Source organism: Arenicella xantha (assembly GCF_003315245.1).
Lineage (GTDB): Bacteria > Pseudomonadota > Gammaproteobacteria > Arenicellales > Arenicellaceae > Arenicella > Arenicella xantha.
On record NZ_QNRT01000001.1, the window covers coordinates 470,183 to 497,164 of the forward strand.

The 26,982-nt window shown below is 50.1% G+C and carries 22 protein-coding genes; 14 read left to right on the forward strand and 8 right to left on the reverse strand.

Translation table 11 applies throughout. The features are described from left to right. The first annotated feature begins 6 nt into the window (after positions 1–6). The 4 genes from DFR28_RS02010 to DFR28_RS02025 are packed head-to-tail and all read left to right on the forward strand — an operon-like array spanning position 7 to position 5,385. On the forward strand, positions 7–1,617 hold the full coding sequence (locus tag DFR28_RS02010; RefSeq protein WP_113952629.1) for a carboxyl transferase domain-containing protein: 1,611 nt from the start codon (positions 7–9) through the stop codon (positions 1,615–1,617). 2 nt (positions 1,618–1,619) lie between these two features. Next, entirely contained in the window at positions 1,620–2,408 is a 789-nt protein-coding gene (locus tag DFR28_RS02015; protein WP_113952630.1) for an enoyl-CoA hydratase/isomerase family protein, read from the forward strand. Positions 2,409–2,438: 30 nt separating this feature from the next. After that, entirely contained in the window at positions 2,439–4,475 is a 2,037-nt protein-coding gene (locus tag DFR28_RS02020) for an acetyl/propionyl/methylcrotonyl-CoA carboxylase subunit alpha (RefSeq protein WP_113952631.1), read from the forward strand. A gap of 4 nt (positions 4,476–4,479) precedes the next feature. Next, positions 4,480–5,385 carry a hydroxymethylglutaryl-CoA lyase gene (locus DFR28_RS02025; RefSeq protein ID WP_113952632.1) on the forward strand — a complete coding sequence of 302 codons (906 nt, stop codon included), beginning with the start codon at positions 4,480–4,482 and terminating at the stop codon, positions 5,383–5,385. Between the two features lie 8 nt (positions 5,386–5,393). Here DFR28_RS02025 and DFR28_RS02030 read toward each other — a convergent pair whose 3' ends face one another. Then, complete coding sequence (locus DFR28_RS02030) at positions 5,394–7,028, reverse strand: alpha-D-glucose phosphate-specific phosphoglucomutase (RefSeq protein WP_113952633.1); 1,635 nt, start codon at positions 7,026–7,028, stop codon at positions 5,394–5,396. 309 nt (positions 7,029–7,337) lie between these two features. On the opposite strand from DFR28_RS02030, the gene DFR28_RS02035 reads away from it, so the two are divergent. After that, entirely contained in the window at positions 7,338–7,946 is a 609-nt protein-coding gene (locus tag DFR28_RS02035) for an HAD family hydrolase (RefSeq protein ID WP_170131943.1), read from the forward strand. A 116-nt stretch (positions 7,947–8,062) separates the two neighbouring features. Further along, positions 8,063–10,732: an aconitate hydratase AcnA gene (acnA, locus tag DFR28_RS02040; protein ID WP_113952635.1), complete on the forward strand. Its 2,670-nt coding sequence runs from the start codon at positions 8,063–8,065 to the stop codon at positions 10,730–10,732. 110 nt (positions 10,733–10,842) lie between these two features. Here the strand turns inward: acnA and hutH are convergent, their stop codons facing one another. From hutH to hutC, 3 genes are all read right to left on the reverse strand, one after another. Further along, positions 10,843–12,369 (reverse strand): histidine ammonia-lyase, encoded by a 1,527-nt coding sequence (gene hutH / locus DFR28_RS02045; RefSeq protein WP_113952636.1) that lies wholly within the window; start codon positions 12,367–12,369, stop codon positions 10,843–10,845. Positions 12,370–12,386: 17 nt separating this feature from the next. Then, positions 12,387–14,075, reverse strand: coding sequence for a urocanate hydratase (gene hutU / locus DFR28_RS02050; protein WP_211316812.1), 1,689 nt, complete (start codon positions 14,073–14,075; stop codon positions 12,387–12,389). An 81-nt stretch (positions 14,076–14,156) separates the two neighbouring features. Continuing rightward, positions 14,157–14,873, reverse strand: a complete 717-nt coding sequence (gene hutC, locus DFR28_RS02055) for a histidine utilization transcriptional repressor HutC (RefSeq protein WP_113952638.1) — start codon at positions 14,871–14,873, stop codon at positions 14,157–14,159. 122 nt (positions 14,874–14,995) lie between these two features. Between hutC and hutI the strand changes: the two genes are divergently transcribed. After that, complete coding sequence (gene hutI / locus DFR28_RS02060) at positions 14,996–16,219, forward strand: imidazolonepropionase (protein ID WP_113952639.1); 1,224 nt, start codon at positions 14,996–14,998, stop codon at positions 16,217–16,219. A 46-nt stretch (positions 16,220–16,265) separates the two neighbouring features. Continuing rightward, entirely contained in the window at positions 16,266–17,264 is a 999-nt protein-coding gene (hutG, locus tag DFR28_RS02065) for a formimidoylglutamase (protein ID WP_113952640.1), read from the forward strand. A 64-nt stretch (positions 17,265–17,328) separates the two neighbouring features. On the opposite strand, the gene DFR28_RS02070 is transcribed toward hutG, so the two are convergent. Both DFR28_RS02070 and DFR28_RS02075 read right to left on the reverse strand, forming a co-directional pair. Continuing rightward, the gene (locus DFR28_RS02070; protein ID WP_113952641.1) at positions 17,329–17,859 is read right to left on the reverse strand and encodes a hypothetical protein; all 531 of its coding nucleotides are present in this window, start codon (positions 17,857–17,859) and stop codon (positions 17,329–17,331) included. A 172-nt stretch (positions 17,860–18,031) separates the two neighbouring features. Then, the gene (locus DFR28_RS02075) at positions 18,032–19,042 is read right to left on the reverse strand and encodes an adenosine deaminase (protein WP_113952642.1); all 1,011 of its coding nucleotides are present in this window, start codon (positions 19,040–19,042) and stop codon (positions 18,032–18,034) included. A gap of 111 nt (positions 19,043–19,153) precedes the next feature. Here DFR28_RS02075 and DFR28_RS02080 point away from each other — a divergent pair, with 111 nt between their 5' ends. The 3 genes from DFR28_RS02080 to DFR28_RS02090 all read left to right on the forward strand — a co-directional run bounded on the left by DFR28_RS02080 (position 19,154) and on the right by DFR28_RS02090 (position 21,866). Further along, positions 19,154–19,882: a nucleoside 2-deoxyribosyltransferase gene (locus DFR28_RS02080; protein ID WP_170131944.1), complete on the forward strand. Its 729-nt coding sequence runs from the start codon at positions 19,154–19,156 to the stop codon at positions 19,880–19,882. Between the two features lie 81 nt (positions 19,883–19,963). Continuing rightward, positions 19,964–21,259 carry an NCS2 family permease gene (locus DFR28_RS02085; RefSeq protein WP_113952644.1) on the forward strand — a complete coding sequence of 432 codons (1,296 nt, stop codon included), beginning with the start codon at positions 19,964–19,966 and terminating at the stop codon, positions 21,257–21,259. Between the two features lie 43 nt (positions 21,260–21,302). Further along, positions 21,303–21,866 (forward strand): phosphoribosyltransferase, encoded by a 564-nt coding sequence (locus tag DFR28_RS02090; protein ID WP_113952645.1) that lies wholly within the window; start codon positions 21,303–21,305, stop codon positions 21,864–21,866. 28 nt (positions 21,867–21,894) lie between these two features. Here the strand turns inward: DFR28_RS02090 and DFR28_RS02095 are convergent, their stop codons facing one another. After that, positions 21,895–22,707 (reverse strand): SDR family oxidoreductase, encoded by an 813-nt coding sequence (locus tag DFR28_RS02095; protein WP_113952646.1) that lies wholly within the window; start codon positions 22,705–22,707, stop codon positions 21,895–21,897. Between the two features lie 114 nt (positions 22,708–22,821). Between DFR28_RS02095 and DFR28_RS02100 the strand changes: the two genes are divergently transcribed. Both DFR28_RS02100 and DFR28_RS02105 read left to right on the forward strand, forming a co-directional pair. Further along, positions 22,822–23,523: an SDR family oxidoreductase gene (locus tag DFR28_RS02100; protein WP_113952647.1), complete on the forward strand. Its 702-nt coding sequence runs from the start codon at positions 22,822–22,824 to the stop codon at positions 23,521–23,523. A gap of 140 nt (positions 23,524–23,663) precedes the next feature. Further along, the gene (locus tag DFR28_RS02105) at positions 23,664–24,770 is read left to right on the forward strand and encodes an S-(hydroxymethyl)glutathione dehydrogenase/class III alcohol dehydrogenase (protein ID WP_113952648.1); all 1,107 of its coding nucleotides are present in this window, start codon (positions 23,664–23,666) and stop codon (positions 24,768–24,770) included. On the opposite strand, the gene DFR28_RS02110 is transcribed toward DFR28_RS02105, so the two are convergent. Next, positions 24,767–25,243, reverse strand: coding sequence for a universal stress protein (locus tag DFR28_RS02110; RefSeq protein ID WP_113952649.1), 477 nt, complete (start codon positions 25,241–25,243; stop codon positions 24,767–24,769). The two genes, DFR28_RS02105 and DFR28_RS02110, sit on opposite strands and share 4 nt — an antisense overlap. Positions 25,244–25,581: 338 nt before the next feature. Here DFR28_RS02110 and DFR28_RS02115 point away from each other — a divergent pair, with 338 nt between their 5' ends. Beyond that, positions 25,582–26,979, forward strand: a complete 1,398-nt coding sequence (locus DFR28_RS02115; RefSeq protein ID WP_113953374.1) for a lyase family protein — start codon at positions 25,582–25,584, stop codon at positions 26,977–26,979. Positions 26,980–26,982: the final 3 nt, after the last annotated feature.

Consider the following 26,982-nt stretch of genomic DNA (forward strand, 5'->3'; position numbering starts at 1 on the left):
GCGCCTATGAGCATTTTAGAATCCAAGATCAACCCGCGTTCGGCCGAATTCCTAGATAACGCGGCGCATATGCAGGCCCAAGTTGACGACCTGCACGGTTTGATTGACGACATTAAACTTGGCGGCGGTGAGTCGTATCAAGCACGTCACAAATCGCGCGGCAAACTGTTGGCTCGCGAGCGTATCGACGCGCTACTTGACCCCGGCTCTCCTTTTTTGGAGCTGTCACAATTAGCCGCACACGCCGTATACGGTAACGAAACAGTCGCTGCGGCTGGCATTGTCACAGGCATCGGTCGAGTTGCTGGTCAAGAGTGCATGATCGTGGCAAATGACGCCACGGTTAAGGGGGGCACTTACTACCCATTAACAGTCAAGAAGCACCTCCGTGCGCAAGCTATTGCGGCGCAGAACCACCTACCCTGCGTGTATTTGGTGGACTCAGGTGGCGCAAACTTACCGCGCCAAGACGAGGTGTTTCCAGACCGCGAACATTTCGGTCGAATATTTTTTAATCAAGCCAATATGTCGGCGAAGAATATTCCGCAGATCGCGGCCGTCATGGGCTCGTGTACCGCTGGCGGCGCGTATGTGCCAGCCATGGCGGATGAATCAATTATTGTCAAAGATCATGCCACCATTTTTTTAGCCGGACCGCCACTAGTGAAGGCAGCGACTGGCGAGGTGGTCACCGCACAAGAACTAGGCGGTGCCGAAGTACATTGTCGTGAATCCGGGGTTGCCGACCATTATGCTCGTAATGACCATCATGCACTTGAGCTGGTTCGACAGTCCGTCAGCCGACTAAATCGGGTCAAACCGAAAGACATTGATATTAAGTCCAGTGTTGAACCTCGCTACGACGCTAAAGAAATCTACGGCATCATTCCTAAAAGCCTGACACAACCGTTTGACGTTCGCGAAATTATCGCGCGTATTGTGGATGACTCGGACTTTGATGAGTTTAAAGCGCTGTTTGGCACAACCTTAGTATGCGGATTTGCACGACTACATGGGTTTCCAGTTGGAATTGTAGCCAACAATGGCATTCTATTTAGCGAATCCGCACAGAAAGGCGCGCACTTTATTGAGCTCTGCGCACAACGAAAAATCCCCTTAGTATTTCTACAAAACATCACCGGCTTTATGGTTGGCAAGCAATACGAGGCCGGTGGCATCGCTAAGCATGGTGCCAAAATGGTAACCGCCGTTTCGTGTGCCAAAGTTCCCAAATTCACTGTATTGATTGGTAATTCTTATGGCGCTGGCAACTACGGCATGTGCGGTCGCGCTTATGACCCAAATTTTCTATTCATGTGGCCCAACGCCCGCATTTCGGTGATGGGAGGTGAGCAGGCAGCGGGGGTTCTCGCGCAGGTCAAAGGTGCTCAGAAAGAACGCGCTGGTGAATCATGGTCAGCCGCACAAGAAGCCGCATTTAAACAGCCAGTACTCGATACTTATGAGCAACAAGGTCACCCATACTACGCGTCGGCTCGACTATGGGACGACGGCGTTATTGATCCGGCAGAAACTCGCAACGTATTAGCACTGGCTATTGCCGCCGCCCTAAACAAACCAATTGAAGACACGCAGTTCGGCGTGTTCCGAATGTAATTATGAGCCAAAACATTCAACTCGATAGCGACGCACGCGGCGTGGCAACAGTCACCTTAAACCGCGCTGAGAAACACAATGCGTTCGACGATCAAATCATACTCGAACTAACCGAGCTATTCGTTCAGCTGGACGCCGACCCGACGATTCGAGTTGTCATACTGGCCGCTGCCGGAAAGAGCTTCTCAGCCGGCGCAGACCTAGCGTGGATGCAACGCATGGCAAGTTATACAGAGTCAGAAAACCTGGCCGACGCGAAGGCGCTGGCAACGATGCTACACCGCTTAAATTCGCTATCAAAACCGACCATTGCAAAAGTACAAGGTGCGGCATTCGGTGGCGCGGTCGGCTTAGTGAGTTGTTGCGATATGGCGATCGCCAGTGAGCACGCTAGTTTTTGTTTAAGTGAAGTAAAGATCGGCCTACTGCCAGCCACTATTGCGCCCTACGTCATTCAGGCCATTGGGCAACGTGCAGCACGACGTTACTTCTTGACCGCTGAACGGTTCTCCGCCAGCACCGCAACTCAGTTGGGGTTAGTGTCTAGCACCGTCAGTGCCGATCAGCTCGACGCGCACGTCGAGCAATTGGTCGAAACATTATTGGCCAACAGCCCTGCCGCACTAGCCGCATCGAAATGTTTAATCGACGAAGTTAGCAATCGTTCTATCGACGATGCGCTAATGAATAACACCAGTGCACGAATCGCCGCCATTCGCGTTTCACCTGAAGGCCAAGAAGGGCTCACAGCATTTCTTGAGAAACGCTCGCCCAACTGGCTTCCTAAATAACCCATTCTTGACGACCGACTAAGCCTAACCATGTTCGACAAAATATTAATCGCAAACCGTGGTGAAATTGCCTGCCGCATTATCCAAACAGCGCAGCGACTCAACGTCAAAACGGTGGCCGTCTATTCCGATGCAGACCACCGAGCATTGCATGTAAAGATGGCCGATGAAGCAATTCATATCGGCGCAGCGCCATCGGCTGACTCATATCTAAGAGGCGACGTAATCATTAACGCAGCGCTGCAATGCGGCGCCCAAGCAGTGCATCCGGGTTATGGCTTTTTATCTGAAAATGCCCAGTTTGCTGAACAATGTGCGGCAAACGGCTTAGTGTTTATTGGGCCACCAGCAGCAGCTATTCGTGCCATGGGCTCGAAATCAGCGGCCAAGACTATTATGCAAGATGCCGGTGTACCGTTGGTGCCGGGCTACCATGGCGCAGACCAAGCTCGTGATTTATTAAAGCGCGCCGCCGACGACATGGGTTACCCCGTGCTATTGAAAGCAGTCGCCGGTGGTGGCGGCAAAGGTATGCGCCAAGTCTGGGATGCCAACGAATTTGATGACGCATTAGACGACGCTAAACGCGAAGCTAAAGCCAGCTTCGGCAACGACGATATGTTGGTCGAGAAATACCTGACCCAACCACGTCACGTTGAAGTTCAAGTGTTCTGTGACACGCAAGGCAACGGTGTTTATTTATTCGAGCGTGATTGCTCAATTCAGCGTAGACACCAGAAGATTCTAGAGGAGGCGCCAGCACCTAATTTACCCGCTGGCACGCGCGAGAAAATGGGGGATGCGGCAGTGCGCGCGGCGCAAGCAATTGATTACGTTGGCGCTGGCACGGTAGAGTTTCTGCTGGATACCGATGGTTCATTTTACTTTATGGAAATGAATACTCGCCTTCAAGTTGAACACCCGGTGACCGAGATGATTACCGGCCAAGACTTAGTCGAATGGCAACTGCACGTAGCCGGAGGCAACCCTCTGCCATGCGAACAATCTGCATTGCAAATTAACGGCCACGCCTTTGAAGCCCGCATCTATGCCGAAGACGCGGACAACGATTTTATGCCTGCAACTGGCAAGCTAGACTATGTCTCGCTACCGTCGAGTAACGCACATGTCCGTGTCGACACTGGCGTGGTACAAGGTGACGCGGTGACGCCCTACTATGACCCAATGATTGCCAAGTTAATTGTTTGGGATACCGACCGTGATAAAGCCATCGCACGATTAAGCGACGCGCTGAATGCGTACCGGATTGGCGGTGTTACCACCAACATCCCGTTTCTGCATCGCTTGGCGGGGCATCCAGCCTTGATCGCAGCCGATTTAGATACCGGCTTTTTAGTCAAACACCACGAAGCGTTATTCGAACAAGCATTCAGCCCGTCGACAGAGCTGGTGCCGTTGGCATGTCTGTTTCTGCAGCTACGGCGAGAACAGCACAGCTGCGCGGCTAAAATTACTGGTAATAGCAATCGTTTAGCGTCTCCATGGGATGAAGTCTCTCCATGGGATGAAGTCTCCTCATGGCGACTAAATCAAACCAACACCTACCACGATACGCTGATTTGGAATGGTGAGCGCATCGACTACGCTTTGGAAGTTCAGGGTAATCGAGTTGACCGCCGCTACCAGATTACTGTGAACGATCAAGACTTCGCCGCTGTCGGTATACTGAATAATGATGTTTTAACAGCAACCATCAACGGCCACCGAACATCGGTCGCAATGGCCGCACACGATACCCATTTCATTGCCTTTGATGGCGCAACACCGATTTCTTTCCATGTCGAATCTGATGATACCGGTGTCGCGGAAGAAGCCAGTAACGCAGGCAACTTTAACGCACCCATGAATGGCACGATTGTCGAAGTTAAAGCGAATCAAGGTGATACCGTCGCGGCTGGTTCAGTATTGCTAGTAATGGAGGCGATGAAAATGCAACACACGATCAAAGCGCCAAGCGACGGCATAGTAAGCGAACTGTATTGCGTTGTCGGCGACTTGGTCGATGGTGGTGCTGAACTACTGCGCTTCGAAGCGCTTGCGGAGTAACTACATGAACTACCCGTCAACCGTCAAGTTGGTCGAAGTCGGCCCGCGCGATGGGCTACAAAACGAAGCGCGAACCATTCCAGTAGAAGACAAGGTCGAACTAGTCAATCGTTTGTCGCAGACCGGTCTTAAAACCATCGAGACCGGTAGTTTCGTGTCGGCCAAATGGGTTCCTCAAATGGCCAACAGTGACGAGGTGTTTAAACGCATTGAGCGGTTTGAAGGGGTCACCTATTCGGCACTCACGCCCAATTTATTCGGTCTTAATGCGGCTGTCGAAGCCGGCGTCGACGAAGTCGCTGTGTTTGGTGCTGCATCGGAATCCTTCTCACAAAAAAATATCAATTGCAGCATCGCTGAAAGCTTAGCGCGTTTTGCACCACTAGTTGAAGCTGCAACGGCTCAGGGCATCGCTGTGCGCGGCTATGTATCCTGTGTGGTTGGCTGCCCTTATGAAGGCGCGATTGAACCAAGCGCGGTAGCCGAGGTCGCGCACCGATTGCTTGACATGGGTTGCTATGAAATATCGCTTGGTGACACGATTGGTGTCGGCACGCCAAACTCAGTTAAGCAGATGCTTACGGCCGTGATGCAAACAATTCCAACACACCAATTAGCCATGCACTGCCACGACACTTACGGACAAGCCATTGCTAACATCCATAGCGCATTGCAAATGGGAATAAGCATCTTTGATAGCTCTGTGGCTGGCCTTGGCGGTTGCCCTTATGCAAAAGGTGCGTCAGGCAATGTAGCCACAGAAGACGTGTTGTACCTACTTAACGGGCTGGGCATTCACACTGGCGTTAATTTGGATCAGGTGGTCGCGATCGGCCAGTTCATTTCTCAACGTCTAGAACGCGACAACCAGTCAAAAGCGGGTAAAGCACTCGCTGCCAAAACCGGATAAGTTGCACCTTAGGTAATGACATCTGGAGCACTTCGACCAGTGAACTGCTGAATCTGAGCTATCTGGTCCGCCGCCTGTAAAACCTCGGCAAGTGCCTGCTGAGGGTCCATCTGCAAGCGATCGGGAGCGTCTTCAAATCGATCGCAGTAAAGACGCAGGGTTGCGCCGGAGGTTTCGGTTCCAGACAATCGTAGAACGATTCGCGCGCCTTCCGCAAACTGAATTCGGATACCCTGTGACTGACTCACACTTTGATCAATCGGGTCGGTGTAGGCAAAATCGTCCGCCGAGGCGACGGTCAGCCCGACATAAGTTTGACCAATCAGCTGAGGCAACATCTGTCGCAGGCGTGAGACCAAATTACTCGCTGACTCGCTATCAACCCCTTCGAAGTCATGACGTGTGAAGTAATCGCGGCCATAACGTTGCCAGTGCTCGGTCACTACTTGTTGCGGCGTTTTTCCGGATTCAGCCAATATATTCAGCCAGAACAATACCGCCCACAGACCGTCTTTTTCACGCACGTGGTCTGATCCAGTGCCAAAACTTTCCTCACCACATAAGACGATGCGACCCGCATCCATCAAGTTACCAAAGAACTTCCAACCTGTCGGCGTTTCAAAGCACTCAATTCCGCGAACGGTCGCGACGCGGTCCACCGCCGGACTGGTTGGCATTGATCGTGCCACACCTGATAAACCTTGTTGGTAACCAGGAATTTTCTCCGCATATGCCGCTAACACCGCTAAGGAATCGCATGGATTTATATAGAAATTCTTGCCCAGTACCATATTGCGATCACCGTCGCCGTCAGATGCCGCAGCAAATACCAGCGCCGGATCCGCATTAACCTTTTCGACTAGCTCTTTAGCATGCACTAAGTTTGGGTCGGGATGGTGTCCGCCAAAATCTTCTGACGGAACCCCATTTATAACCGTGCCAGCCGCGGCACCTAAGCGACGCTCTAATATCTCGATAGCATAGGGCCCAGTAATGGCATGCATACCATCAAAACACATCGCAAAATCATCACGCTGCAACAGGCGCGATATCTTAGCGAAATCAAAGATGGACTCCATCAGATTGGCGTAATCTGCGACCGGATCAATGATTTCGATCGTCACGCCGGCAACTTGAGTTTTACCCAAGGTATCGAGGTCGATGTCGTCGATTTGTGCGCTCAAATAATGATCTAACGATTGAGTCTGACTAAAAATCTGATTGGTAACCGCTTCGGTCGCTGGCCCACCGTTTTCGCCGTTGTACTTAATCCCAAAATCCTCATCAGGGCCAGCAGGATTATGACTCGCCGACAGAATGATGCCGCCAAAGGTTTGATATTGACGAATTAAACACGAGGCTGCCGGGGTTGATAACAAGCCACCTTGACCCACAATAAGACGCGTAAACCCATTGCCTATCGCTAAGCGTAAAATAGTTTGAATAGCTGCTCGATTAAAGTAACGTCCATCACCACCGATCACTAAGGACTTGTCTTGGCAATTTCCCAACACATTGAAGATGGCTTGTACAAAATTCTCTAAATACCCAGGCTGAGCGAACTCAGAGACCTTTTTACGCAGACCCGATGTGCCAGGTTTTTGCCCTTCGAATGGCTTAGTTTCTACCTTAATAACGTTCATATTCCTGTTTGGTTTTTGACTAGTTGTGGACATTGGGCTGGCTCTGGTCGAGGCAGCTTCTAAGCAATGACCTTATCTTGCCCTATCTTAGCCAATTATGCCGCCTTCGTGTATGTCAACCGCCCGATCTATTTCAGCACTGCATCTCACACCACTGGCAAGCACGGTAAACTGCTAAAATATTCTAGGTGTTATAGCTCTCCTCGTGACCACGCTCAATCGTGAGCTATGTTGACAGCATTGCCACAAGCTAAACCAAGTCGAGAGATAGTAAAATTTAACCTAACGCGATTGTTTAAAATAGTCCAAATGAAAGAACCGATAAAACTAATTTTATTCGACCTTGGCGGAGTGCTAGTAGAACTAGGCCCATCGCCGCTGCCGTCTGATTGGCTCCATCATGCGTCGCCGAGTTTTAGCGTGAAAGAGTGGTTTAGTTCACCAAGCGCTACCCATTTCGAACGTGGACTTTGTACACCGATGGAGTTTGCCACCGCGCTTAAAAGTGAATTGGGTATTACCGCTAGCAGGCGAGATATTTTGTCGGCGTTTAAGGATTGGCCTCGCGGACTAATGCCCGGCGTCACGACCTTACTCGAGCAGCTAGCACCACACTATCGACTCGCGGTACTGTCTAATTCAAACGAAATTCATTGGCCGCAACTGAGTCAAGAATTAGGTCTACAGCATTATATGGAGCAACTATATTCATCACACTTACTGCATAAGTCAAAACCCGACCCCGCGATTTTTCAACAGGTCTTAAACGAGCTATCACTGGTTCCTGAACAAGTGCTATTTTTTGACGATAACCAACACAATATCGACAGCGCGCAAGCGCTGGGAATACGAAGTCACTTAGTCAATGGGCCGCAAGAGATTCGTCATATTCTAGACTTCCCAGTGCTGCAAACATAAAGTTTTAGAGCGCGACACTTACCATTGCGCAACACCTTTATGCTTCACACACGTGAAGATGCCATACTAGCTAGATATTGATGCTCATCCGCACTAATACTTAGCTAGAGGACCCTATGACCAATTCATTTGATACGCTTTCAACCTTCACTGCCAACGGCCGCGATTACCATTTTTACAGCCTGCCGAAACTGGCCGATAAGTACGACTTGCAAACACTGCCGTTTGCGCAAAAGATACTGCTAGAAAATTTGCTCCGGCACGAAGACGGTCGAGATATTAGCCAGAGCGATATCGAGGCACTCCTAGGCTGGGACGCCAGCGCCGAACCCAGCACCGAAATCGCCTTCACACCAGCACGCGTACTGCTGCAAGATTTCACCGGCGTTCCGGCTGTGGTCGATTTGGCCGCAATGCGAGAAGCGGTAGTAGCTTTAGGTGGCAATGCCGAACAAATCAACCCATTGTCTCCGGTCGAACTGGTTATCGACCATTCAGTGCAAATCGATTATTTCGGCACCAATGAAGCGCTTGACCTCAACGCCAAAATCGAATTCCAACGTAATAAAGAACGCTATCAGTTCTTGAAATGGGGCCAAGGCGCGTTTGATGATTTTGCCGTGGTGCCGCCGTCAACCGGCATCGTGCACCAAGTCAATCTTGAGTATCTAGCGCGAGTAGTGTTTGCCAAGGAGAAAGACGGCAAGTTGATGGCGTACCCAGACACCTTAGTGGGCACCGATTCACACACTACAATGATCAATGGGATTGGGGTACTAGGCTGGGGCGTAGGCGGTATTGAAGCCGAAGCGGCGATGTTGGGGCAGCCCATCTCAATGCTAATTCCGCAAACCGTTGGCTTTAAATTGACCGGGAAATTACCCGAAGGAGCCACCGCGACCGACTTAGTTTTAACCGTGGTACAAATGCTACGCGAATACGGCGTGGTCGGAAAATTTGTTGAGTTCTTTGGTGACGGTTTAGATCACCTGCCATTAGCGGATCGTGCGACTATCGCCAATATGGCCCCTGAATACGGCGCTACCAGTGGTATTTTTCCAATTGATGACGAAGTATTGCGATACCTGCGTCTATCGGGGCGCGATGAAGAACAGATTAATTTAGTCGAGGCATACGCCAAAGCGCAAGGCATGTTCCGCCACGCTGACCAGCCAGAAGCAGTGTACTCAGGGCTATTGAGTTTAGATATGTCGACAGTATTACCCAGCTTGGCAGGCCCTAAACGCCCGCAAGACCGCGTGTTATTGTCCGAATCTAAAGCCGCTTTTGCCGATACCTTGACGTCAATGGCTGACCCAAGCCGGCCCACATCAGTGAGCGTAACACAAGGCGACAACACCTTTGAATTACAGCACGGAGCAGTGGTTATCGCGGCTATCACTTCGTGCACTAACACCTCAAACCCAGCAGTCATGCTCGGTGCTGGCCTATTGGCGCGCAATGCTGTAGCCAAAGGCTTAACCGTCAAACCATGGGTCAAAACATCATTAGCGCCGGGCTCTCAGGTGGTTACCGACTACTTGCGCAAGGCGGATGTATTAGACGACCTTGAGTCTCTGGGCTTTAATGTGGTGGGTTACGGCTGCACTACCTGCATCGGTAATTCGGGTCCACTGCCGCCAGCCATAGGTAGCGCTGTACGTGATAATGACTTAGTCGTCGCTTCAGTACTGTCAGGAAACCGTAATTTCGAAGGCCGCATTCATGCCGATGTAAAAACCAACTATCTGGCCTCGCCACCGCTAGTCGTGGCATATGCGATTGCCGGCAACATGAATATCGATTTATACAATGAACCGCTGGGTCAAGACCATGAGGGGCGAGATGTATTTCTAAAAGATGTGTGGCCAAGCAACCATGAGATCCAACAAGTGATTACCGACAATGTGAACCCGCAAATGTTCATCGATAGTTACGCAAGTGTCTTCAACGGCAACCCACAATGGAATGCCGTAGATGCGCCACAGGGCGCCCAGTACGATTGGTTAGACGCATCGACTTATATTCGGAACCCGCCGTATTTCGACGGCATGACCATGCAAGTGGAAGAGGTTAAAGATATTCATGGTGCGCGCTGCCTAGCCCTATTAGGTGATTCGATCACCACCGATCATATTTCACCAGCAGGATCGATTGCAGCAGATAGTCCAGCAGCGAAATACCTTGCCGAGCAAGGCGTGCAACCGGCTGATTTTAATTCCTACGGCTCGCGACGCGGCAACCATGAAGTAATGATGCGCGGCACCTTCGCCAACGTGCGGTTAAAAAACCAGCTGGCACCAGGCACCGAAGGCGGCTGGACCACGCATATTCCAAGCGGTGAGGTAATGCCGATCTTTGACGCTTCAATGCAGTATCAAGATGACAAAACACCTTTAGTGGTGCTCGGCGGAAAAGAATACGGTACTGGCTCGTCTCGCGATTGGGCAGCCAAGGGAACTATTTTACTCGGTGTCAAAGCAGTACTCACAGAGAGTTTTGAACGCATTCACCGCTCCAATTTGGTTGGCATGGGCGTACTCCCGCTCAATTACCTACCAGGCGACAGCGCCGCATCACTGGGTCTCACTGGTCAAGAGACATTTGATATTACCGGCTTGGATAATGGCAAGGCTAAAACGGTAGACATTACCGCCACGGCCAACGACGGAAAGCAAACCCAGTTCAAAGCACGCGTGCGTTTAGACACACCAAAAGAGATCGACTACTACCGCAACGGTGGCATCTTACATTATGTGCTCAGACAGTTAGCCGCAAAGACCTAACCATGGAATCAGCCATGTTGCTGCAGTAGTAGCCATCAGACTAAGTTGCGAGGTTTCGACCTTGAACCTCGCAACTTGACTCCCAAGCTTTACATCTCAGGCCTTAAAACTTAAAACCCGAGTATCGAATCATCCAACACTGGCGCAAGTCGCTCTTGATGAATCAGCTCTACGGCTTGCTCAATGTCGGTAGCAAAGTAACGATCTTTATCATAAAACGGCACTTTCGCACGCAAGATCGACCTCGCCTGCTCAAGTGGTGGGCTACTCGTTAATGGCGCGCGAAAGTCCATACCTTGAGTTGCGGCCAACCATTCAACACCGAGGATTCCGGCGACATTTTCGAAAATATCGGCCAAGCGTCGACCCGCAAACGTGGCCATCGAAACGTGATCTTCTTGGTTGGCCGAAGTTGGCAGCGAGTCAATCGAGGCTGGATGCGCCAACGTCTTATTCTCACTGGCCAGTGCCGCACTGGTGACTTGTGCAATCATAAACCCAGAATTTACCCCACCATTATCGACTAGAAACGGCGGTAGACCACTAAGATTAGAATCGATAAGCAGCGCCATTCTACGCTCAGAAAGAGAGCCAATTTCAGCGAGAACAATCGCTAGTACATCGGCCGCCATCGCCACCGGTTCGGCATGAAAATTACCGCCCGACAGAATACTATCACTGTCTGAAAAAACCAGCGGGTTATCTGACACACCGTTGGCTTCGACCAACAACGTTTCCGCGGAAAAACGAATCTGCTGCAAACACGCTCCCATGACTTGCGGTTGGCATCGCAATGAGTACGGGTCTTGCACTTTGTCGCAACCGGAGTGGCTGGCACCAATTTCAGACTCTTGCAAAAGCTCCCGATAGGCAGTGGCCATATCAATTTGTGCAGCGTGACCGCGCGCCAAATGAATTCGATGGTCAAACGGCACACGCGATCCCTTAGCCGCTTCAACCGACATCGCGCCAATGATGGCCGAAGATTTAAGACAGTTCTCAGCATGAAACAACCCTTGCAAAGTAAATGCAGTGCTCGCTTGCGTGCCATTTAACAGCGCCAAGCCTTCTTTGGGAGCCAGCGTAATAGGCGCAATTTTGGCGATTCTCAGCGCCTCAACGGCCGATATACGCTCGCCCCGATAAATCGCTTCGCCTTCGCCCAATAGCACCGCGCTCATATGCGCCAACGGCGCCAAATCACCTGACGCACCGACAGAACCTTTCTGTGGAATAGCTGGATACACCTCGCTGTTAACCAGCTGAATCAATGCCTCAATTACCGATAAGCGAATGCCTGAGAAACCGCGTGCTAAGGAGTTGATCTTGAGTACCATCAAGAGTCGCACTGTGTTTTCTTGCATAAATTTACCGATGCCCGCAGCATGCGACAGCACAATGCTTCGCTGCAAGGTTTCTAACTCATCCACCGCAATTTTAGTATTTGCCAACAAGCCAAAGCCGGTATTGATTCCATAAACAGTACGGTTTTCGGCAATCACATTCGCTACGACTTGCGCTGCTCGGTCAATTCCTTCCAAACAACTTGAGTCTAAAGAAACCTTAACTGCCTCGCGGTTAACTAAGCGTAAATCGGCTAGTGTTAGCTCACCGGGTGTAATACATAAAGTTTTCATTACTGGTAGCTCCGCGGCTAGTTTGATTGATCAAGCATGGGTAAATCTAAGCCCTGTTCATGGGCACAGTCGACCGCTATCTGGTAGCCAGCATCCGCATGGCGCATCACTCCGGTACCAGGATCATTGCGCAGCACACGCGCCACGCGCTGACCAGCTTCTGCGGTTCCATCACACACCACGACCATGCCCGAATGTTGACTAAAGCCCATGCCAACACCGCCGCCGTGATGCAAGCTAACCCATGTTGCGCCACCAGCGGTATTCAACATGGCGTTGAGTAGCGGCCAATCTGATACCGCATCGGAACCATCCAACATTGCTTCAGTCTCACGATTCGGTGAGGCTACCGATCCACTATCAAGGTGGTCACGACCAATCACGATCGGCGCAGATAGTTCACCGCTTGCCACCATGTCATTAAAGGCCGCCCCAAGGCGTGCTCGATCTTTCAGTCCGACCCAACAAATCCGTGCCGGTAAACCTTGAAATTGAATGCGTTCGCGAGCCATATCCAACCAATTGTGCAAATGCGGGTCATCTGGAATCAGTTCTTTTATTTTGGCATCAGTTTTATAAATATCTTGCGGATCACCACTCAAAGCAACCCATCGAAACGGGCCAATTCCTTGGCAAAACAATGGCCGAATGTAAGCTGGTACAAACCCCGGAAAATCGAACGCATTCTCCACCCCCTCCTCCAAAGCCATCTGCCGAATATTATTGCCATAATCAAGGGTCGCCGCACCGCGCGCTTGCAGCTCCAGCATGGCTTTCACTTGAATTGCCATCGACGCTTTAGCCGCCGCAACTACCGCCGCTTCGTCGCGCTTGCGTGCATCGGCAGCCTGTTGCATTGACCAGCCTTTAGGTAAATATCCGTTCAAGGGGTCATGCGCACTGGTTTGATCGGTCACCACATCGGGAACAACGCCACGCGCAACCAGCTCCGGAAAAATATCCGCAGCATTACCAAGTAAGCCAATTGAAACCGCTTCACCATTCGACTTAGCGGCGTCTATCATGGCGAGCGCTTCGTCCAATGAGGTGGCCTTTTTATCGAGATATCGCGTCTTCAAGCGAAAATCAATGCGACTTTCGTCAACTTCGACGTCGATCATAGAGAATCCCGCCATGGTCGCAGCCAATGGTTGTGCGCCGCCCATACCTCCGAGGCCGGCAGTGAGCACCCAACGACCGCTGGCATCGCCGGCAAAATGTTGTTTAGCAACGCTCACAAAGGTCTCATAGGTACCCTGCACGATGCCCTGTGACCCAATATAGATCCAAGAACCAGCCGTCATCTGCCCATACATCATCAGACCTTGCTTATCTAGTTCATTAAAGTGCTCCCAGTTGGCCCAATGCGGTACCAAATTAGAGTTAGCAATAATCACGCGTGGCGCATTTTCGTGAGTTTCGAAGACGCCAACGGGCTTACCGCTTTGCACTAACAAGGTCTCGTTGCTCTCAAGGCGCTTCAATACTTCGACAATTTTGTCGTAACACGCCCAATTACGAGCCGCTCGACCGATGCCACCGTACACCACTAAATCTTGCGGATGTTCGGCCACTTCGGCATCTAAATTATTCATTAGCATCCGCAGAGGCGCTTCAGTTAACCATGATTTTGCGCTCAAAGTGGTGCCAGTAGCGGCTTTGATCGAGCGCTTTATATCGTGTCGGTTTAGATTGATTGAGTTCATCATTGGTCTCCAGTTGTTACCTGTTAGCACGCGGCTCAGATAGATCAATTCGGCATTAGTTCAAACTAGGCCGAGTTCAGATTAGGAAAAATTCAGGTGTCCACCTAGGCGATAACGTTCACCAGGATGGATAAGATGGGCGAAGCTGACGATCCCACGCTTAGAATAAGTACGTCTAGTTACCTTCAAACAAGGCGCCTGCGCTTCAATTTGCAATAAATCAGCTAACGAATATGCCGTCACATTGCTCGGTAGGATCGCTTCCACAATATGATCGGCTTCAGTCAACGGCGCGACCTGAGAGAGATATTCATTCGGCGTAGTTGCTGAAAAATCCTGCAAGAGATACTCGGGCACCAATCTAGGACTCACCAAGCGATCTTCAAATTGAATCGCTTGAGCATTCTCGAAATAGACCAACACGCTGCGAAATAACGGGCTTGCTTCTTTCACGCCCATCCAGTGCGCTTGATCGGCATTTGCTTCGGTCTCAACCATGGCAACCACCTGGACGGTGCAAACATGCCCGCGCTGCCGAATTTCCTCAGCAATATTACGAATCTCCACCATCGAACTCATCGGTCGATGGTCAGCGACAAACGTACCTAGCCCCTGGCTACGAAACAAAAAGCCAGCCTCCGACAGCTCATCCAAAGCGCGCCGCGCTGTCATTCGACTCACCGAAAAGGTCTCAGACAGTTTGTTTTCAGACGCCACTTTATGACCAGGCATCAATATGCCTCGTTCTATTTGATCGAGCAGGTGTTGCTTAATAGCCGCGTAGCGAGGTTCGCTCATAATAGTTCAACGTGAGTCCAGTATCGTCGCCGAGTGTACTTGTATATACAACACTATACAAGTACACTGAATTTAAAATACGCAAACCAACATCAACACTTAAAAGCTGAGCCCCTACGCCAATGAGCAATCACTACGACTGGCTTATTCACAACGCCAAGCTAGCCACATTTGATCATCAAAATACCGCCTACGGCGAAACGCGAGATACCAGCGTCGGTGTGCGTGATGGGCGAATCGAGTTACTCCCCAAACAAGGCTTCACCGCGGCAACCGCTGATCACCGCATCGACGCGGATGGAAAATGGCTCACACCAGGACTCATCGATTGCCACACGCATTTAGTATTTGGCGGCAATCGAGCCAATGAATTTGAGTGGCGACTGCAAGGTGATTCGTATGAATCAATTGCCGCGCGAGGTGGCGGCATTGTGTCGACCGTAGCAGCAACACGCGGTGTGAGCGAAGCACAACTTTTCGATCAATCGGCGCCACGCCTTGAACGCTTGTTGCAAGAGGGGGTTACAACAGTCGAGATCAAATCTGGCTACGGCTTGTCAACTGAGCATGAAATAAAAATGCTCAAGGTTGCTAGAGCTCTCGGTGACGCCTACCCCGTTACCGTTAAAACCACCTTCTTAGGTGCCCATGCGGTGCCAGTCGAATTCGCTAAGCAAGCTAACGGCAAACAACATTACATAGATTACGTTTGCAACACGATGCTGCCAGAAATCGCCGCGCTAGGCTTGGCCGATGCCGTCGATGTTTTCTGCGAAGGTATTGGTTTTTCAAGCGACCAATGCGAACAAGTATTCCTTGCCGCTCATGCACACAAACTGCCAATTAAGGGTCATGTGGAACAATTGAGTAACCTTGGCGGTGCCGTAATGGCGGCTCAGCATAAGGCGTTATCGGTTGATCATGTTGAATACCTGGCTCTCGCGGACGTACCCAAACTAATAGACACCGTAGCCGTGCTATTGCCAGCCGCCTACTATTTTCTGCATGAACAACAAAAACCACCGGTCGAGGCATTCCGCCAACACGGTGTTGCAATGGCCGTAGCAACTGACCTAAACCCTGGCACCGCGCCACTCGCGTCGTTATTAACCGCGATGAATCAATCTTGCGTGCTATTTGGACTAACACCTGAAGAAGCACTCATGGGCACCACAAAACAGGCAGCAAAAGCACTCGGCTTAGCTACCAAAGGGCGCTTACACGATGGTATGGATGCCGATTTAGCGTTATGGGACATCCAACACCTAGCTGAGTTGTCATACAGTATTAACTTTCATCGCCCCACCGCGATCTGGCAAGATGGTAACCTAGTTAGCCACAACTAGACCTCAAGCCAACTAACAATACCGAACGAAACCTAATAGGCCGACAATGACAAACAACGACATTAACGAGGTATGGAGTGGTCGTGCAGACCCCGAAGATGGCGATGATGGGCTGCGACTACATCAAGTAGTGCAGGCCTACTCCAATGCGGTAGCCCCTGGCGGCACCACTCTGATTGGCTTCGCATCGGATCTTGGCGTACAACATAATCAAGGTCGAGTCGGCGCTCAAGCTGGGCCACAAGCACTGCGTAGCGCATTAGCCAACATCGCTTGGCACGGTGCGTCACCGGTCTATGATGCGGGCAATATCACCGTCGCCGACAATACTGAAGTCGATGCACTGAGTGACGCGCAAACCGATTATGCGACGGCCGTTTATAACGCATTATGTAACCAACAGTTTGTGCTCGGTCTCGGCGGCGGTCATGAAATCGCTTGGGGCAGCTATCAAGGCTGTCGGCATTACCTTGATCACTGTGGAAAGCATAAGTCACGGATCGGCATTCTAAACTTTGATGCACACTTTGATCTTCGCAAACCGCCGGTTGATGCTCCGTGGGCAGGCAGCTCTGGAACCCCTTTTTATCAGGTCGCACAAGACTGTGCTGCACGCGAATTGCCGTTCAAGTATGCCTGCTTAGGCGTTAGCCGAACTGCCAATACCCGCGCTTTGTTTAATACCGCTGATAAGCTAAAAGTTCCCTACCTGCTCGATAGTGATTTTAATCGCTCCACTAGCGAAAGCTTGATAAATCAATTTATTGCCGAGATCGATTATTTATACGTCACCGTTTGCCTTGACGCCTTACCCGCAAGTGTAGCTCCAGGCGTTAGTGCACCGGCGGCCAATGGAGTTAGATTGACGGATCTACTGGCATCATTAACGATGGTGTCAGATGCGTGTGACAAGCATTCAGTTCGCTGGCTGATGGCCGATATCGCCGAGTTAAATCCTAAGTACGACATCGACCAGCGCACCGCCAAGACCGCCGCGCGCATTGTTTACGACATTATTGAGCTAAATTTAAAAGCCCCAATTTAAAAGCTGAGAGTTAAAAAGCTGAGAGTTAAAAAGCTGCGAAAACCGTCGCGCAAGTAAACGCGGTTTAAGGTTGATCAGCAACTTGGCTGCATAACCGCAACTTCTCAGATGTAACGCCAATTTCTTTCGCTACCATGCCTTCTGCACACATTCGATACGCTTCCAAACCACTATTCTCGTCCATACTGAGCTGGCTCAAATTCACACTCGCAGGCAGCTTTTCAGAACACTTTTTGATTAAGGTGATCTGAAAGTCAGGGCCTACTTTTTTAGATAAATTGGCAATTTCCGCAACAGGAACTCCCAAACAAGCCGCAACCTTCTGATCTTGCTCATTTTGTCGCGCCTCTAACTCCTGTTGGTACTCAGCATAAGCTTCTGGCGACAATTGCTGCTCTAGCTCCGACGCCGCACCGGCCTCATCATTAGCCTGCATTTTCTTCATTTGCTCCATCAGCGCCAACTGACTCTGAACGAACTCTTCTTTGCTGATAACCGAGTCCTCCTGTGCCTGCGCCACACCAACGCCAATGCTTGATATCGCCAGAAGAGCGGCCATCATGAAGCCGGTCACCATTAGAATGCGTTGTGCCATAAGAGAAAAACTACAAGAAAAAACGTTGGAAGGTTTCATAGAGATTGGACCAATTAAGAAGTTTGGCTCGATGAGAGTCTAATTTAATCCGTAGTCTAGACCGAAGTCATTAGACACGCGACAACATTTTCCAAACGTTAATCAAGGCTGATCAATTTCACAGCTAAGCAGGCTATTCGGTCGCATGCACCTGCTTAATAAACGCTTGTTTACGCTCCGGACTCAGAAAACTCGCTTTAAAACTATTTTCTACCAAGCGAAGTGCTTGCGCTTGATTCATGCCAAGATGCTCATGTAAAGCGATATAATTTTCGTTCAAGTAGCCACCAAAATAGGCTGGGTCATCGGAGTTAATCGTCACGCAGAGACCTCGGTCTAACAGACTCAACACCGTATGCTGATGCATAGTTTCAAACACTCGAAGCTTAGTATTCGACAGCGGACACACCGTTAACGGTATTTGACGCTCACACAAAAAATCGACTAATTCTGGATCATCAACGCACCTAACTCCGTGATCAATGCGCTCAACATCTAGTCCTTTGAGCGCTTGCCAAATAAAGTCAGCCGGGCCCTCTTCTCCTGCATGTGCGGACAAGCGGAAACCTAGCCGAGCGGCTTCTTGATACAGCTGACTAAATTTCTGTGGTGGGTTACCAAGCTCCGAGCTCGCTAAACCGATAGCCATTAAGTCATCACGAAAGTCTGTCGCTTGTTCGAGCATCTCAAGCGCGTCTTGTTCACTGAGGTGACGCAAGAAACTTAGAATCAGAATAACCGATTGCCCCCATTGGTCGTGGGCTTGCTTGATCGCGCGCTTAAAACCCGACATCATGGTGGCAAACGACACACCATTCGGCGCGTAAGTTTGCGGTTCAATCATGATTTCTGCGTGCACAATATTCTGCTCTCGGCACTTTAATAAATAGTCCATCATCAAGTGAAAGAAGTCGTCTTCTTCCAATAGAACCGACGCGCCCAAATAGTATAAATCAAGAAAACTCTGTAAGTCCTCAAACGCATACGCCGCTTGTACCGCATCAAGGGAGTCGTATGGCAGCGAAATACCGTTCTTTTTAGCCAACGACAACATACGCTTGGGCTGCATGCTGCCATCGATGTGAAGATGGAGTTCGGCTTTTGGTACGCGCTTCAGCCAATTGATAAATTCATCAGACGACATGGATATAAGGTCTCATTGTTATAGAATACTGGGTCTCGGCGCTCTAAAATACGCGCCACCGTGGTAAGGTCATTATACGCCTTGCCGATGACCAACTGATTGGAGTTTTCTGTGCTAGATATTGTTACTGCCCGCCGCCGCTCATTACTTACCCAAACCTTTGTCTTCGCGTTATTTTTGGCTGCGTTAGCACTTGTTCAGACTGAATCGGCCCGAGCCAAAACAGTGCCCGAAGGTGATATACCAACCTATTATGTGTATTTAGCCGGGCCAGAAGTCTTCTTGCCCGACCCGATTGCCGCCGGCGTACATAAAAAGCAGGCTATCCAAATGCTAAACCAACAACACAAATGGCCGTTTAAACTGGTTGGGCTTTACCCGATGGATAACGAGATCGAAGATTTCGCCCCCGATTTTAAAACTGGAATCGCCATATATCAGGCTAACGTTAACCTAATGGATAAAGCACATTTTGTGACCGCCAACATGGTTCGGTTTCGCGGCCCAAGTATGGATGTCGGCACTGCATTTGAAATGGGTTACATGCGCGGACTCAACAAACCAGTATTCGCCTACTACGATGCTAAACCTTTTTACGGCGCCGTCGAGAAACCTGGTGTATATGCTGAACGAGTCGCTAAGCACTACCCAACAGACCCAGACAACCCCGAGAAGGATGCCCACGGCCAATCAATTGAAAACTTCGCAATGGCTGACAACCTTATGATGATCGGAGCGTTACAATCAGGTCACGGCGAAATAGCCGATTCATTCGAGCAAGTCATCCTGCAAATCGCCGAACATATCATGGCCACTGCCAAGATAGAGTCGCTTCACTAGCTCTCAATTCGCTTCTTTTAAAAGCACCTCAATCAGATAAAGTCACGAAATGCGTGCTTGTCCCAACCCAGGTTCACGACTATGACCAATTGGCTAAATTCTTTCTTTAACATCGAGAAAAACCACAGCAGTGTGCAGCGCGAAGTCATTGCCGGCATCACCACCTTTTTAGCCATGGCTTATATTACGGTGGTGAACCCAGCTATTTTGTCGGAAGCCGGCATGGATTTCGGCGCGGTATTCGTCGCCACCTGTGTTGCTGCTGCGCTGGGTAGTATTGCGATGGGCGTTTTCGCTAACTATCCGATTGCACTGGCACCAGGGATGGGGCAAAACGCGTTTTTTGCTTATGGTATCTGTATCGGCATGGGACACAGTTGGCAGGTTGCTTTGGGCGCGGTGTTTATCTCTGGTGTGTTGTTTATCATTATTAGTGTGCTACCCATTAGAGAATGGTTAATTAACTCAATCCCCAAATCGCTAAAACTGGGGATGGCCGCTGGCATCGGGCTATTCTTAGCTATTATCGCGCTAAGCGGCGGTCAGGTTGTGGTCGACAACCCTGCCACATTGGTTTCGTTTGGTGACCTCACCACTCCTGCCCCGTTATTGTTAATGCTCGGCTTTGTGTTAATTGCGGCACTCACTGCACGCGGAATAACCGGCGCAGTAATGATCGGCATTTTAGTCGTCACCGCGATTGCGTGGGCCACTGGGCTAGCTGAATTTAAAGGCATTGTGTCAGCACCGCCGTCTGCCAGCGCGCTACTCGAATTAGATATCGCCGGTGCATTTAATATATCGATGTTAACGGTAATTCTCACCTTGTTGCTAATCGACGTGTTCGATACCGCTGGCACCTTGGTCGGCGTCGCGACGCGTGCCAATTTACTCGATGCCAACGGTAATCTCCCGCGACTCAATAAAGCCTTATTAGCGGACTCTTCGGCGACCGCTGCCGGAGCATTACTCGGGACATCATCCACCACCAGTTACGTCGAAAGTGCCGCCGGCGTTGAGGCTGGCGGACGCACGGGTCTGACCGCTGTGGTCACCGGCATATTGTTTCTGGCCTGTTTGTTTATTGCGCCATTGGCACAAAGCATTCCGCCTTACGCGACCGGCGCGGCATTACTATTCGTGGCCTGCCTAATGATTCGCTCATTAGCTGATCTAGAGTGGGATGACATCACCGACACGGCACCAGCCATTGTCGCAGCGATCAGCATGCCTTTAAGTTACTCAATCGCCGATGGCATTGGATTCGGATTCATAACGTACGCACTAATCAAATTACTGGCCGGTCGTGGCGCTGAATGCCCTGCCGCGGTATACGTTATTGCCGTAATATTTGCCCTTAAATTTACCTTTTTATAAACCAATCACCGAACGCCCATTGTGCGGCCCAACAAACATCATTATGGAAAAAGTATTTATCAGCGCCGAAGATCTTTTACGAGACTCGTTCAAATTGGCCAAGCAAGTGTATGAGGGCGACTTCAAACCAAATTTTATTATTGGCGTGTGGCGTGGCGGCGCACCGGTGGGTATCGCTATTCAAGAATATCTAGATTTTGCCGGTATTCAGACTGACCACATCGCCATTCGCACGTCGTCATATACCAATATTGGCCAGCAGGAAAAAACCGTGCGCGTCCACGGTCTCGATTACATCGTTGACAATATCAACGCCGATGACCGCGTGCTACTAGTCGATGACGTGTTTGATTCTGGGCGCAGCATCTTAGCTATTTTGGAGCGCCTCAAAAAGAAAACACGCCGCAATATGCCAGAGCAAATAAAAATTGCTTGTCCTTGGTATAAGCCGGCCCGTAACACCACCGACATCATGCCCGATTACTACGTCAACGAGACCGATAGCTGGCTGGTATTTCCGCACGAGTTGCGCGGACTCAGCATCAGCGAGATCAAACAGGGCAAACCTGGAATCGCCGACACGTTGCCTGACGATTTAGAAGACTAGCCCTACGTTGCAAGCTGATTGGTCTTTATTAGACACCAAATATTTTATTGAAATCGACCTTACCGTTGTCGTCTAACATGGCGGCTCGGTAACGTCGCATTCCACTGACCCAACGCTGCGGATCGTTCGCGCGGTTTTGATAATAGCCAGCGACTTCAGCGTGTGGCAATATCATGAATTGTTCAGCTTCAATGCCTGCCAATACACTATTGGCGCAGTCCTCTGGCGTGATAACACCTTCAATATCCTGCTTTCGCTGCTCATCGGAAATAGCCAAGATATTAGTATTAACGTATTGCGGGCATATTACCGACACTTTAATGCCTTGATCGTTATGCGCAATCGCCAGTGATTCAGCGAACGACACCGCAGCGTGCTTAGTCGCACTGTAGGCCGCATCACCAATCTGATTTAATAGGCCAGCCGCTGACGCGGTGTTAACTAGATAGCCATCGCCGCGGGCAATCATTTTTGGCAACAGATTTCGTGCCGCCCAAACATGCGCCATAACGTGCACATCCCAATTTTTCTGCCAAACCGCATCCGCCGCCGATGCAGCCGTATCAGGCTCACCAACACCGAAGCCGGCGTTAGATACAAATAAGTCGATATCACCGAGTTCGTCTTCAACTTTTTCGATCAAGGCATCAATTGATTGTGGCTGACTAACATCGCACTGGACCGCCAGAGCACCAATATCTTGCGCCACCGCGTTTGCTGATGCCAGATCAAGGTCTGACACCACTACTTTGGCGCCGGCTGCTGACAATGCCCGACACAGAGCCGAGCCGATTCCACCAGCTGCGCCAGTGACTACTGCTACTTTATTTTTTATATTCATCGCGACGTTATAACACCAAATAATATTAATTCCTATTGCAACACATTTTATCAACATGCTTGGGACTATGCTTGAAACGTATTAGTTTTAGAATTACCAAGTAAAGGGTTTAAAGTGGAACACTGTGATATAGAAACCGACAGCCCAACCAGAATTGTGATTTACGGCGGCAACGGCTTTGTTGGCACCCATATAGCAAAAGAGCTCGCCGACCAAGATGCCTGCACGGTTTGCCTCAGCCGCACTGGCTATAAACCGTTGCACTTAAAAGATGAGTCTTGGAGTGAACGCATTCGTTGGTGTAAAGGCGATGCCAGCGATCCGGATGAGCAACTTCTGCAACGAATGGATGTATTGATTTGCTTAGTGGGCTCGCCACCGGTGCCAACCTTTTCTAAACAAGCCTATGAGCAACAAGTTTTTATGAACGGTGTCACCAACGCCACGGTAATTGATAAAGCCCAACAAGCCGGTGTGAAACGTATTGTTTTGCTTGGTGCGAAACTTCCCGCGCTATTGCAAAGCGACCAATTTGGCTATGCTAAAGGCAAGCGGTTAGCCCGTGAGGCGGCCGAACAGTTTGCTGCCGTGCCCGGCAACCAAGCCACGGTATTACAACCCGGTGCAATCTACGGTACGCGATACTTGGCCAGCGGAAAGGCGCTCCACCTAGACTGGTTTATGCGCCCCCTTGCAACGCTCATGCCTTGGCAATTTGTATCGGTTGACAAGGTCGCGCAACGAGTAGCCAGCGTAGCGTTAAATGAATCACCGCAGCAACCGGCCTTCCAAGTTATCGACAATCGCGATATTTAGTCTAAGTCGAACTCAAAAATGTAACCCATCTCACCGTGGCATGTTTGCTTGCTACACCCAATATTCCGTTTAGCATTTCGAGCAACTCAAGTGTACACTTTGCGGCAATGAAACTGACTTACCAAACCTAGGAGAAAGTTATGGATGTTAAAGCCGCTGTTGCGTACGCTGCGGGCCAACCATTAACCATCGAAACAGTTCAATTGGACGGGCCTCAAGCCGGCGAAGTTTTGATTGAAGTAATGGCAACTGGCGTTTGTCACACGGATGCATTTACGCTTTCAGGCGACGACCCTGAAGGTGAATTTCCTGCGATTCTTGGCCATGAAGGCGCTGGGATCGTGCGAGAAGTTGGCGCCGGTGTTACATCGCTAAAACCTGGCGACCATGTAATCCCGCTGTACACACCAGAATGTCGAGAGTGCGACTACTGCCTGCATCCGAAAACCAATCTGTGCCAAGCTATTCGCAGCACGCAAGGCCAAGGTCTAATGCCTGATGGCACCTCTCGCTTTTCATTAAACGGTAAACCACTGCTGCACTATATGGGTTGCTCAACCTTTGCAAATTTCACCGTTTTACCCGAAATAGCACTAGCCAAAGTTCGTAGCGATGCGCCGTTCGATAAGATTTGTTACATAGGTTGCGGTGTCACTACGGGTGTCGGCGCCGTCGTGTTTGACGCGAAAGTAGAACCCGGCTCCAACGTTGTTGTATTTGGCCTTGGTGGTATTGGTTTGAATGTAATTCAAGGCGCCAGAATGGTCGGGGCAAATAAAATAATTGGGGTCGACCTCAACGAGAGTAAAGTTGGGATGGCACGCGAGTTTGGCATGACCGACTTTATCAACCCAAGTAATACGGAAGATTTGATCGAGGCAATTCAAGATCTAACTAACGGCGGAGCCGACTACTCATTTGAGTGCATCGGCAACGTTAATACCATGCGACAAGCCTTGGAATGCTGCCACAAGGGCTGGGGCGAGAGCATTATTATTGGCGTCGCTGGAGCCGGGCAAGAGATCTCAACCCGTCCGTTTCAATTAGTCACTGGACGAGTTTGGCGCGGCACAGCTTTTGGTGGCGCTAGAGGTCGAACCGATGTTCCCAAAATCGTCGATTGGTATATGGACGGGAAAATTGATATCGATTCACTCATCACGCATAAAATGCCGTTAACCGATATCAACAAAGCATTCGATTTAATGCACGCTGGCGAAAGTATCCGCAGTGTAATCGAATATTAAATCGCGACGGCGAGCACATCACAGGGCGAAGCTTTTAGCATGTCGCTCGCCGTTGATCCATTAAAGAGTAAGGCTAAACCATGGCGACCGTGACTACCAACGATAATCAAGTCGGCTCCTTGTTCGCTTGCCTCAGTATGAATCGCCAACCCCAGATCCGCAGATTCGAGCACTTTACTCTCTACGTTTTCGACCGCCATATTAGCCGCTATGTCGGTTAATCTGCGCCGGTGTTGCTCTAGCAGCTTGTCATACTCAGCCGCCTCTAGCGGCGTCACCATCGTTGCACCGCCCATTACGCCCGGCGTTACCATCGGCGCAAATGGCTCAACCACGTTTACCAGTAGTACACTTGCATCAAACTGCAACGCTAACTGATCAGCACGCCGGCAGACAGCTTCCGGATCGTCATCATCAATGGCAACAATTATAGTCGTATAGCTTGGCTTGGAACCCCGAGGTGGTGTAGGCATAATTACTCCCGAAAATTGATCAACTGTTGCTAACTATGCGGTTGTTTTACATTAACAAACAACCAGCTCATTACTTATCAAAATCATACTCGCTTGGTGGCCAGTTTCAACTAATCTGCAAGTGGTGCATATAACCCTGCAAAGCGGCTGATATCCACCACACTCAACGAGGGCCAACTGACATTAAGCCGACTTCACAGCTAAGTGTCCAGCAAAATTAGCTTATCGGATTGGCACTGATTATGCTAACTAAAGGAACAGGCAAAAGTGATGCTACCAATGAACACCTAGCACACGACTACGTTGAGCAACATAACATCCACCACTGGGCAAACAGAATGGGCCAAATACCAAAGCATCGAATAGAGCAGGACAGCATGGGAAAAGTGCGCGTAGCCAACTCAGCGCTCTATGGAGCACAGACACAGCGCGCAATTGATAACTTCAATATTAGTGACCTGAAGTTTTCCAAAAGCTTTATTCAATCACTTGCACTGGTTAAGAAAACCGCCGCGACGGTTAATGCTGAACTTGGCTTACTGGATCAGCCAAAAGCTGACGCGATCGCCCAGGCTGCCGACCAAATTCTCGCTGGTAAACACCTAACGCAGTTTCCGCTGGATATTTTTCAGACCGGTTCTGGAACCAGCACCAACATGAATATGAACGAGGTACTTACTACGATATGTCGTCGCGACTTTGGCGTTGAAGTGCATCCAAATGATCATGTCAACTTAGGGCAAAGCAGCAACGACGTTATTCCAACCACCATTCAAGTCGCCAGCTTGACGGACCTAACCGAAAACCTAATCCCAGCATTCAACCAGTTGATTGAAGCGATCGACCACCGCACGAATGAATTGATGTACGTAGCCAAAACTGGGCGAACCCACTTAATGGATGCGATGCCACTCACCTTTGGGCAAGAATTATCTGGTTGGTCATCACAAATTCGCTCAGCGTTAATCAATCTAGAGGATTTCACCCTGAGTCTGGCGGCCTTACCGCAAGGTGGTACGGCGGTCGGCACTGGGGTCAACACAGACGAACGTTTTGCCGAATGCTTCGCAAATAAAATAAGCGATTTTAGCGGTCATGAATTCTCCGTCTCCGATAATTTTTTTAGAGGGCTCAGCTCACAAGATCTGTCGGTCGGCTTGTCAGGGCACCTGAGAGTATTAGCAGTGTCTCTAAACAAGATAGCCACTGACTTAAGATGGATGAACAGCGGTCCGCTAGCGGGCATTGCAGAAATCGAACTCGAGGCACTCCAACCCGGTAGCAGCATTATGCCCGGCAAGGTCAATCCGGTCATTCCCGAGGCGGTAAGCATGGCCTGCGCACAAGTTATTGGCAACGATGCAACGATTACCGTAGGCGCTATGTCGAGTAACTTTCAGCTCAATGTAATGCTACCCGTGATTGCCTACAACTTACTGCAAAGCATCGAGCTACTAAGCAATTCAGCCACGCATTTGGGCGAGCTCGGAATCCGCCGATTCAGCGTGAATACTGGCAATGTCACTGAAACCTTAGCCAGCAATCCTATTCTAGCAACTGCTCTCAATCCAATCATTGGCTACGAACAAGCGGCAAAGATCGCCAAATTAGCGTATGCCTCGAATCGACCTGTCATCGATGTAGCCGTCGAAAATACCGACCTAAGTCGTGACGAACTGGAAAAATTATTAAACCCGATGCACCTGACCAACGCCCGTCGAGATAACGGCGAGTAGCAT

Bases quoted from the DNA above. Each gene is read 5' to 3' on its own strand.
- DFR28_RS02020 (WP_113952631.1), top strand. From the start codon at position 2,439: ATGTTCGACAAAATATTAATCGCAAACCGTGGTGAAATTGCCTGCCGC.
- DFR28_RS02105 (WP_113952648.1), top strand. From the start codon at position 23,664: ATGGATGTTAAAGCCGCTGTTGCGTACGCTGCGGGCCAACCATTAACC.
- hutH (WP_113952636.1), bottom strand. From the start codon at position 12,369: ATGAAAACTTTATGTATTACACCCGGTGAGCTAACACTAGCCGATTTA.
- hutI (WP_113952639.1), top strand. From the start codon at position 14,996: ATGAGCAATCACTACGACTGGCTTATTCACAACGCCAAGCTAGCCACA.
- DFR28_RS02085 (WP_113952644.1), top strand. From the start codon at position 19,964: ATGACCAATTGGCTAAATTCTTTCTTTAACATCGAGAAAAACCACAGC.
- hutC (WP_113952638.1), bottom strand. From the start codon at position 14,873: ATGAGCGAACCTCGCTACGCGGCTATTAAGCAACACCTGCTCGATCAA.
- DFR28_RS02095 (WP_113952646.1), bottom strand. From the start codon at position 22,707: ATGAATATAAAAAATAAAGTAGCAGTAGTCACTGGCGCAGCTGGTGGA.
- hutU (WP_211316812.1), bottom strand. From the start codon at position 14,075: ATGAACTCAATCAATCTAAACCGACACGATATAAAGCGCTCGATCAAA.
- DFR28_RS02075 (WP_113952642.1), bottom strand. From the start codon at position 19,042: ATGTCGTCTGATGAATTTATCAATTGGCTGAAGCGCGTACCAAAAGCC.
- DFR28_RS02010 (WP_113952629.1), top strand. From the start codon at position 7: ATGAGCATTTTAGAATCCAAGATCAACCCGCGTTCGGCCGAATTCCTA.
- DFR28_RS02030 (WP_113952633.1), bottom strand. From the start codon at position 7,028: ATGAACGTTATTAAGGTAGAAACTAAGCCATTCGAAGGGCAAAAACCT.
- DFR28_RS02070 (WP_113952641.1), bottom strand. From the start codon at position 17,859: ATGGCACAACGCATTCTAATGGTGACCGGCTTCATGATGGCCGCTCTT.
- DFR28_RS02015 (WP_113952630.1), top strand. From the start codon at position 1,620: ATGAGCCAAAACATTCAACTCGATAGCGACGCACGCGGCGTGGCAACA.
- acnA (WP_113952635.1), top strand. From the start codon at position 8,063: ATGACCAATTCATTTGATACGCTTTCAACCTTCACTGCCAACGGCCGC.
- DFR28_RS02035 (WP_170131943.1), top strand. From the start codon at position 7,338: ATGAAAGAACCGATAAAACTAATTTTATTCGACCTTGGCGGAGTGCTA.
- DFR28_RS02025 (WP_113952632.1), top strand. From the start codon at position 4,480: ATGAACTACCCGTCAACCGTCAAGTTGGTCGAAGTCGGCCCGCGCGAT.
- DFR28_RS02115 (WP_113953374.1), top strand. From the start codon at position 25,582: ATGGGCCAAATACCAAAGCATCGAATAGAGCAGGACAGCATGGGAAAA.
- DFR28_RS02090 (WP_113952645.1), top strand. From the start codon at position 21,303: ATGGAAAAAGTATTTATCAGCGCCGAAGATCTTTTACGAGACTCGTTC.
- hutG (WP_113952640.1), top strand. From the start codon at position 16,266: ATGACAAACAACGACATTAACGAGGTATGGAGTGGTCGTGCAGACCCC.
- DFR28_RS02110 (WP_113952649.1), bottom strand. From the start codon at position 25,243: ATGCCTACACCACCTCGGGGTTCCAAGCCAAGCTATACGACTATAATT.